This is a genomic window from Flavobacterium segetis (genome assembly GCF_900129575.1).
Lineage (GTDB): Bacteria > Bacteroidota > Bacteroidia > Flavobacteriales > Flavobacteriaceae > Flavobacterium > Flavobacterium segetis.
Map to the genome: position 1 here is coordinate 55,471 of NZ_FQWE01000013.1, position 6,958 is coordinate 62,428.

A 6,958-nucleotide genomic window follows, 5' to 3' on the forward strand; every position below is an offset into this window, starting at 1 on the left:
TTAGCTTATAAGAAACAATACGCTCTTTTTTGTAATTAATTCGGCTACAATCGTCTAGTAATAAGTTTTATACTTAAAAACAAAAGCAATAAGACTAAGTAAACTTATGATTTGAAGTTTATAACTAGTTGCCATTAACTCAGCAGGTATTAGGAAAGGATGCTATGGAAAACGGCGGACTATATTACTCATACCGATTAGGTAATTATTACAACCATATCATTTTACTTAATCCATAATTGAGACCCTATAGAAATTACTTTTATATTTTTCCAAAATACATGGCTTTTACAATTCCATCAGAAAGTCCAATTTTAGGCACATAAATATTCCTTGCGCCACTCCATTTCATAGCATTAAGATAGATTCTAACGGCAGGAATAATGACATCCGCACGATCAGGATTTAGTCCTAACTCAGCCACTCTTTGATCGTACGAAAGAGAATTAAGGAATGCATATTGAGAATTCACATACATGTAAGATAGTGGTTTTTCTTGCATTTTACCTGACATTTTAAACAACTTGTTGATGTTTCCACCAGAACCTATAAGTGTAACGTCATCATAATCAGCAGTACTAGCCCTAATCCATTTTTCAATTTCTTCCCAAACTACGTCGCAAACCATGTTGTTTAGTAAACGCACGGTACCCACTTTAAAGGAGCGAGAGATAACCAGCTTACCATTCGAGAAAAGTGTAAATTCAGTGCTACCTCCACCAACATCTACAAAAAGATAGGTTTGATCCGTTTTTAATAAATGATGTAAATCAGTTGATGCGATAATTGCTGCTTCCTTTTTACCATCTATTATTTCAATTTTTATGTCTGCTTTTTTCTGAATCAAATCTACTACTTCTTTACCATTGTAAGCCTCACGCATTGCCGAAGTTGCGAAAGCCATATAGCGTTCAATTTTATGAACTTTCATCAACAAATTAAATGCCTTCATTGCATCACACATGCGCTCAACATTTTCTGGAGATATTTCACCCACAGTAAATGCATCTTGACCAAGACGAATAGGAACACGGACTAAAGAACTTTTATTAAATTGTGGCTCTTTACCTTCCTGCTCTACAATATTTACAAGTAATAATCGCATCGCATTTGAACCAATATCTATAGCTGCGTATCTTTTTATTTTAATCATAAGTTCTGCTTTAATTGATTTTTTTTCTTTTAAAAAATTCAATTTTTATTTATTCTCGAAGTGTGGTCTCTAATAGGAGTTTATTTTGATAATATTTATAGGTCTCAAATTGTGCCCTAAAAATTGGATTATGATTGCGGGGTTTATATTTATTATCTAGTTTATAGGAGTGTAAACGTACTTTGACATTCCCGCGCCAACCGATATCAAAGTTTTCTATTAATTCAGTTTTTATTCCTTGATCATAGATGGGACAGGTTACTTCAACCCGGCCGTCAATATTTCGAGTCATAAAATCAGCCGAAGAAATGTAAACTTCTGTTTGTCCTGCATTACCAAAAATATAAATACGAGAATGTTCTAAATAATTATCAACGATACTAACTGCTTCTATGTTGTCACTTAAGCCCGGAATTCCTGGAATAAGCGAACATATTCCTCTAATTTGTAATTTAATTTTAACACCTGCTTTACTAGCTTCATATAATTTATCGATCATTTCAAAATCAGATAAACTATTCATTTTTAACTTAATATGAGTTTTTCTACCGGCTAGTGCATGTATGATTTCTCGATCAATTAACTTTATAAATCGAGTTCTAGTATAATGAGGAGAAACAATGAGATGTTTATAACGGTGCACTCGATAATTGATGTCAAAAAAATCAAAAATTTTCATGATATCTTTTAGGATCTGCTGATGACTGGTAAAGAGTGTAACATCAGTATAGATCTTTGCAGTTGCTTCATTGAAATTTCCAGTAGAGATGAAGCCGTAGCGCTTTATTTTATCGTTCTCATATCTTTCGATAACACATATTTTACTATGCACTTTTAAACCTTTTATACCAAAAATTAGTTCAATACCTTCCAGTTGCATTTGCTCTGCATAAGAAATATTCGAAGCTTCATCAAAGCTAGCTTGCAATTCGATTTGAACAGTAACTTTTTTACCATTTTTAGCCGCATTTATTAGTGAGCTTATAATTTGAGAGTTTTTAGCTAGTCGGTACAACGTGATTTTTATTGAAAATACTTTTGGATCTAAAGCCGCTTCTCTCAAAAATTTTGTTAGATATGAAAAGGACTGATAAGGCGCATTAAGCAAATAATCTTTTTCACTTATTCGCTCTAAAATACTTCCTTCCAGACTTAATCCAGGAATTGGTAACGGAATATTTCTTTGATATAATAAATCGAAGCGACCAAGATTTGGAAAATTCATATAATCGCGTCTGTTGTGGTATCTACCGCCTGGAATAATACTATCAGTAGATACAATTCCCATTTTATCAAGAAAAAATAAAAGTGTATCCTGTTCAATTAACTGATCGTAAATAAAACGTACAGGCTCTCCAATACGGCGATCTTTGACACTAAGCGATATTTTTTCGATCATACTTTTACTCAAATCACTATCGATGTCAAGTTGTGCATCTCTCGTAATTTTTATCATGTGAGCCGAAACACTTTTGTAATCAAAAATATTAAAAATACTTCCTAAATTATGTCTTATAACATCATCGAGTAGTATAATATACTGTTTTTCATTGTTTGAGGGTAAAACAACAAAACGATTAATAGTTTTAGGAATTTCAACAACGGCATATCTAATCTCAGCATTAGTGTTCATGACAAGTTTAACTGCCAGATAACCAGAGGTGTCTCTAAGTAATGGAAATTCTGCAAGATCGTTAAGAATAATGGTAACAAGTTCTGGACTAACTTTTTGAATAAAAAAATCTTTTAAAAAAATTTCTTGTTCAATTGTAATATCACATTCTGTAATGATAAAAATATTTTTGGTCTCTAGTTCATTTTCAATAATATTCAATATTCTCAAACTTTCAGACTGCTGTTGAATAACAATATCAGTTATATCTTTTACAAGTTGTTGTGACGATATTCCACCAAGATATTTTTCACCTGAAAAACCGGTTAAACTCAATCGTCTAATCGCTGCAAACCGAACTCGAAAAAATTCATCCAAATTGTTAGAAAAAATTCCTAAAAAACGGAGTCGTTCTAGCAATGGAACTGAATTATCAGCAGCTTCCTGAAGAACTCTTGCGTTGAATGATAACCAACTTTTTTCTCTATCTATATATTTATGATCTATAACTTTATTCATTTTAAGTTTTTGGGAAATACTGTTTTTAAAATTTTTCCTTTTTTAATCGTTCTCCACTGATTTGTATCAAAATTTAAGTGCACAAATCCAGCAGTGGGAACATTTTGAATCATTTGATCGCCAAATTTATTAACAAAATCTGTAATTGCACCATTATGACAAAAAAGAATTAAACTTTCAAAGGTATCACCACATGATTTTATAAAATTCTCAAGTACTATTTCATCGAATGTATAAAGGTCGTCTTTGTATATTATACTATCCAAAGGATAGGAGAAATTTTGAGCAAAAATTAACGCTGTATCAACAGTTCTTTTCGCAGAACTGCTCATCAAAGTAAACACTTTAGGAATAAAATCTTTAACAACGGTTGAAACATCATGCGCATCTTGAACTCCCTTGCACGTCAACCCGCGATCTTTATCGTGCATGGGAACTTCCCAACTGGACTTTCCATGGCGAATTAGTATTAAGTTTTTCATATTATTATTATATTATCTTGTTCTATATTTTAAACTGTAATGCTTGTGAGTATCACTTATATTTTAACATAAGCTTTACCAAGTACATTTCTGCAATAGTAAATCGGTGAACGTAATAACTTGATTAATATAAATTTAAAGCTAATATTTAATTATGATTTAAAAATTTTGTTAACCTAATTTCTCTTTTTAATATAAAATTAGAAATCATGCATATTTAAAATTATTTTTGCATCCCAAAATTACGTAAGGTACGATCAAATAGGGTTCTTAAACGAATTTATAAGTAGTTCAAAGAAAAAAAAAATCATTATTACACTTTTTAAATACTTTTATCATCAAAATAAAGCCTATTTCCCGAAATCTAATTAATAATCACTAAAATCTACATGATAAATATTTATTTTACCTTAAAAAATATTGTGAATTCGTCAAGAATTCGTCACCTGCAACAATCCTCATCAATTTTCAAAAGAATTACAAATCGTTTGTAGCTAGTAAATATATAAATTGCTAGCTGAAAAATCTTCAATGGATTTTGATTAGTCAAACTGATCTTTCGTGAACAAACAAAGTTGCAATTCAAATAAAAAAAATTATTCCGCGAGCATGTAACTAATAATTAACTTTGCTACGAAAAGTATTAAGGTCTTAAAAAGTTCTGTTCGTACTTATCTTACCTAAATATTTGTTATGCAAAAACAATAAATATTTATCTGTATCATCATTAAAAATAATACACAAGTATATGAAAGAAAATTACTCTAATCAACCTGCCAAAAGCATCGTAAATAGTGGCACACTTTTGCTACTTATTTTCACCTTGCTGATCTCATTAAGTTCTAGTGCACAGTATTATAGTCAGCATTATATCGCTCCGGCACCATGGAGATATTTTAGCAATGCTAATGAATTAGTTGTCGCCACTGAATCTACGACTGCTGTTTCTGTGTTGGTAAAAAAGAGTAATGGAACTCTAATTACCACATTATCAGTTATAAAAGGAAATCCGACGGTTTATAGATTTTTAGGATCACCAACAGCTGTTGGTTCGGAGTATTATACAGAAAATACCGTTATTTCGGCTGCGGGTTTAAACATCACTGCGACCGCTCCAGTCTCAATAAATATTAGAAATGTAGCCTCAGATGCTACAGGAGGTGACGCCACGCATATTAAAGGTAACGCTTCGCTAACTAGTTTTGGTGATGCTGGAATAGGAGTCAGCTTCAGAGTTGGATATTATAGAAATGGTACTTTAAATAATAGCACGGCGCCAACCTATAGCGTAATGGCCATTACAAACAATACTTCTGTAAAAATTAATGGTACCACAACTACAACTTTGAATGCAGGTGAAAGTTATTTGTTTCAAAATACAATGGGAACTTTGGTGGAAACTTCGCAACCTGCGGTAGTAAACACGGCAGCTAAAATTGATGCTCCAAGTGGATGCGGAGATGGAACTTTAGATCAGGTACCTCCTATAGCGGTATTAGGCAATGAATATGTAATTTTTAAAGGACAAGGTAATAGTACCGCTGAACAAACTACAATTATAGCAACCGAACCGAACACATTAATCACGATACAACAATTTTCTGAAACAGGAACTTTAAGTAGCACAACTACTCAAACAATAGCTTTAGCTGGTGGTTTTTACACATATCAGCATGGAACATCAGCATCTTTCTCAGCATCAAGAATTGTAAGTGACAAAAAGATTGGTGTATTTTCTGGAACTGCTATTACGTGCGAAGTAGACGTTACGAGTGTAGCCCCAGTTTCAACTTGTGGTGGCTCAAACTATGTAGAAACTTATAAATTCAGAGGTTATATTGAAAATGATCTCCCTTATTTTGGTTACATATTACTACAAAGCGCCACGGCTGCTGTAACAGCAAACGGTAGCAATATCGAAACTGTGGCTGGTGTAAGAAGACAACTTGGAAATACTGGTTGGTATCTAATTGACTTTACAAGTACAGAAATTGGCAATCCGGCAAATATTACAATTGCAAGTGATTCAAAAATGACTGTTGGTATCGTACAACAAGGAGGAGGTTTTTCAATGTCGGCAATTTTTTCTAACTATACACAACAACCACCGCCGCCAACAGTCTCACCTGCTTCGGCTACAGATCAATGTGCAGTCTCAGCAGTTCTAACTGCTAGTGCAGGTTTTGGCCCTTATCAGTGGTTTTTGGATGGAAAAATAATTTCAGGAGCCACAAGCAATACTTATGAAACAACAACAACTGGTAGTTACTCTGTTTCTCAAACTTTAAATTGCGGGACTGCTGTTCAATCCTCAGTTATTTCAGTGATAATCTGTGGTGATGTTTCTATTGAGAAAATCGTGGATATTGAAAAACCATGCGTTGGTACAAACGTTATTTTTACAATTACTGCAAAAAATAATGGTTCTAGCAATTCGACTGGAGTTTCAGTAACTGACAAATTACCTAGCGGTTATAGCTATGTTTCTTCATCTACAGCTTTAGGTACTTATGTTCCATCAACAGGAATTTGGTCTATCGGTTCGCTAAATAAAAATGAAAATGTAATTTTAAAAATTACAGCAAAAGTAAATGAATCAGGTGTATATAAAAATGACGCTACCATTACTTCATCCTCTGATTCAAATTCTACAAACAATTTAGCAAGTGCAACTACTACACCAAAGGCTTTGGTACCTGCTCCAACTGCAAGTAATCAAACAGTATGCTCTGATGGAACCTCTACTCAAACTTTAACTGCTACAGCAACTGGAGGGACTATTACTTGGTATTCTTCTGCAACAGGGGGATCAATTGTAACGCCTACACAAATTGGTGTAGGTTCTAAGACAGTTTATGCACAAGCTTCTGATGGTACTTGTTCAAGCATAACAAGAACTCCAGTTGTTTTAACAATTAGCCCTGCAATCACTTTTACTGCTACTGCTACGCAACCGAAGTGTTTTGGTGATAAAGGTTCTGTAGTTTTAAGTACTCCAACTGGAGGAACTGGAACGATTACTTTTAGTTCAACTGCGACAACAGCTCTGGCTGCGGGTGATTATACCTATACCGCAACAGATGCAAGTGGTTGTACCAAATCAATAACGGTAACAATTAATGCGGCTCCTAGTGAAATTGCATTTACTGCTACTGCTACGCAACCGAAGTGTTTTAGTGATAAAGGTTCTGT

At 33.4% G+C, this 6,958-nt stretch carries 4 protein-coding genes; 1 reads left to right on the plus strand and 3 read right to left on the minus strand.

All coding sequences use genetic code 11. The annotated features are described in order from the left end of the window. Positions 1-262: 262 nt before the first annotated feature. The 3 genes from BUA99_RS14400 to BUA99_RS14410 are packed head-to-tail and all read right to left on the minus strand — an operon-like array spanning position 263 to position 3,766. A complete protein-coding gene (locus BUA99_RS14400; RefSeq protein ID WP_072993940.1) occupies positions 263-1,153 on the minus strand; it encodes a Ppx/GppA phosphatase family protein in 891 nt (296 codons plus the stop codon). A gap of 49 nt (positions 1,154-1,202) precedes the next feature. Further along, positions 1,203-3,284: a polyphosphate kinase 1 gene (ppk1, locus tag BUA99_RS14405; protein ID WP_072993920.1), complete on the minus strand. Its 2,082-nt coding sequence runs from the start codon at positions 3,282-3,284 to the stop codon at positions 1,203-1,205. Beyond that, entirely contained in the window at positions 3,281-3,766 is a 486-nt protein-coding gene (locus BUA99_RS14410) for a SixA phosphatase family protein (RefSeq protein ID WP_072993922.1), read from the minus strand. Before BUA99_RS14410 ends, ppk1 begins: the two co-directional genes overlap by 4 nt. Before the next feature lie 748 nt (positions 3,767-4,514). On the opposite strand from BUA99_RS14410, the gene BUA99_RS14415 reads away from it, so the two are divergent. Beyond that, the coding region (locus BUA99_RS14415; RefSeq protein ID WP_143151783.1) for an Ig-like domain-containing protein at positions 4,515-6,958 on the plus strand (2,444 nt) is incomplete at its 3' end.